Below are 2,705 nucleotides of genomic sequence, written 5' to 3'. Positions count from 1 at the left end.
ATGTCGGCCCACGAGTACGCCGCGCCGGCGCGCAGGTTGAGCCCGTGCCAGGCCGTGCCGCCATAGGCGCCGAGATGGTAGAGCGTGGCGTCGGCGGACGACGACCGCGCGTCGGCGTCGTAGCTGGAGGACTGGTAGCCGGCCAGGAAGCCGGCCCGGCCGAACGCGCCGATGGCCGCATCGCCGCCGACCAGGAAGCCCGCCGTGTCCCGGTCGAGCTTGGCCGCGTTGCCGGTGCCGTCGCTCGAGCCCCACGAGCCGAAGCCCTCGCCCCAGGCGGAGAACCCTTCCACGGCCGGGCCGAAGCAGCCGCGCCGGGCGAGGTTGCTGCGCTCGGCCTCGCTCAGCGGCGCCACCGCGCCATTGATCTCCGGACACACCGGATTGCCGAGCGAGGCGAACGCCTGCTGGATCCGGCTCATGGCCGCGTCGCGGACGAAGCGCGAGTCCTCCACCAGCCCGGTCTTCAGGCTGGCGTGGATCTCGCCGGAGAGCGCGTCGAAGGCCTGGCGCGCGGTCGGCGCGTCGAGGCGCGCCACCGCGTCGTAGACGGCGTTGCCCATACCCAGGCTCTCGATGCCGGAGCCCGTCGCCCGCTGGTTCGCCGTGTCGGCGATGTCGGCAAAGCCGATGTCGTTGCGCGAAAGCCGCAGCGTCACGGCGTTCGACGTGTAGGCGAGCGACGGATCGAGGAAGGCGAGCGTCGAGGTGACCCCGTCGAAGGTGCCGACCACGCCCCCGTCCGCCGTCAGGATCGTGTAGCCGGAACTGAGCGCGTAGGCGCCGTCCGGACCGACATGCAGCACCCGGCCGGCCAGCGTCGCCGTGCCGGTCACCGCGATCAGGTCCGACACGCTGCTTCCCGGCTCCGTCTCCACCTCGTAGGTCGACCCCGGCTGGAAGGTCAGATTGCCCGCGACCGTGATCGTCCCCGGTGAGTTGCCCGGCGCGATCGTGCCGCCGCTCTGGACCACCGTCGGACCCACCGTGCCGTTGCCGGCAAGCCGGCCGCCGGAGCCCAGCACCAGATTGCCGCCCAGCGTGTTGCCGCCCAGCGTCAGGGTGAAGTCGCGGACCGTGGTCTCGCCCCGGTAGCCGGAGTTGTCGCCGGTCAGCCGGACCAGACCGCCGCCGGTATAGAGAATGTCGCCCGTCCCAGTAACCGCACCTCCATAGGAGCCGTCGAAGGCCTGGTCGAAGGTCAGGTTGGTGCCGGCGGCCACCATCACGTCGCCGGTGAAGAGCTGAGTGGTGGAGACCACCGAGCCGGCCAGGATCGACCACGGCAGGCTGCTCGCACCGGTGAGCCGCAGCGTGCCCGCTCCGGACTTCACCATCTGCCCGCTGGTGCCGTCGAGCCCGCCGATCGTGCCGGCGAAGGTGCCGTTCGTCGTCTGCGCGAACTCCACCGTGCCGGCGTTCTGGATATTCCCCTTGATGGAGCCGGTGGTCCCGATCAGCCGGCCGGCCGAGACGTCGGTGCCGCCGGTGTAGGCGTTCACGCCGGTCAGCCGCAGCGTGCCCGAGCCGGCCTTCACCAGCTTGGAGCCGGTCCCGTCGGCGATCGTCGAGGCGATCGTCGCGGTCACGCCGGCGTCGACATTGACCGTGCCGGCCGAGCCGCTCGCCGGCGCGAGCGCCAGCGTCCCGCCCGTCACCTGATAGCCGTCGGTCTTGACCTGCAGCGTGTCGAAGGCTTGCGTGCCGGACACCGTCACCGTGCCGGCCGTGCCCATGAACACGCCGACGGACTTTTTCCAGGCGGCGTTCGCCGAGCCGTCGCTGGTGGTCCAGTTGGTGGTGGTGCCGTCCCAGGTGCCGGTGCCGCCGTCGACGGTGTTGTTGGCACTGGTGTTGGCGCCGTCCCAGAACTGGATGGTCTGGCCGCCGCCGCCGGTGGTCACCGTCAGATTGACCTCGCCGGCCCGGGCCGTGTCGATGCTCCCGCTCGCGCCGGAGACACCGGTCACGCTGGTGCTTGCGAACGTGCCCGACAGCGTGCCGCCGTAGCCGAACAGGTTGTAATAGCCGGCCGAGCCCACCTGGGCCTGCAGCGCGCCACCCAGCGTCAGATTGTTGCTGACGGACACGAAGTCGTTGGTCGCCCCGCCTTGGACGTCCGGCGTGTTCAGCTCGAACAGGGTGGTCGATCCTGCGTCAAGCACCAGATCTGAGCCGATGGTCAGGGTGCCCGGGCTGGCCCCCGGAGACAGCGTGCCGCCGGACTGCACCGTCACGGTGCCGCCGACCGTGCCCGTGCCGCCCAGCGTGCCGCCGGACGCCACCTGCACCGACGACGCCCCGCTGCCGAGCACGTTGTTCACCAGAAGCGATCCGCCGGAAACGGTGGCGGTCCCCGCGTACGAGCCGCTGGCGCCGGAGAGGATCGACGCGCCGGTACCGGTCTTGGACAGAGCGCCGGGGCCCTGGAAGACCGAGGCGAACGTTCGGTCGGCCGACTGGGCCAGCTCGAAGGTGGCAGACGCAGCGATCGTAACGTTGGCACCGAAGGCGTTGGCCACGCGGAGGGTGCCGTTGGACGCCGAAGTCGAGCCGGTAAAGCCCGACGCGTCACCCGACAGCGTCGTCGTCGCCGCCCCCGCCTTGGACAAGACGCCCGCTCCGGAGAGCGCTCCGGAAAAGGTCCGGTCCGTCGACTGGTCGAGCCTGAGGTTACCGCCAATCGCGATATCGCCGCCGAGCGC

Annotated in this window: 1 protein-coding gene; it reads right to left on the bottom strand. The window is 71.1% G+C overall.

Features of this window, described 5'->3' with window-relative positions:
* The coding region (locus J2S73_RS21610) for an autotransporter outer membrane beta-barrel domain-containing protein (RefSeq protein ID WP_306887791.1) at positions 1 to 2,705 on the bottom strand (2,705 nt) is incomplete at both ends.

It is taken from the genome of Amorphus orientalis (genome assembly GCF_030814015.1).
In the GTDB taxonomy this organism is placed as follows: Bacteria; Pseudomonadota; Alphaproteobacteria; order Rhizobiales; family Amorphaceae; genus Amorphus; species Amorphus orientalis.
The sequence above is the reverse complement of the archived record's forward strand: the minus strand, read 5'-3'. Positions and strand labels throughout refer to the sequence as shown.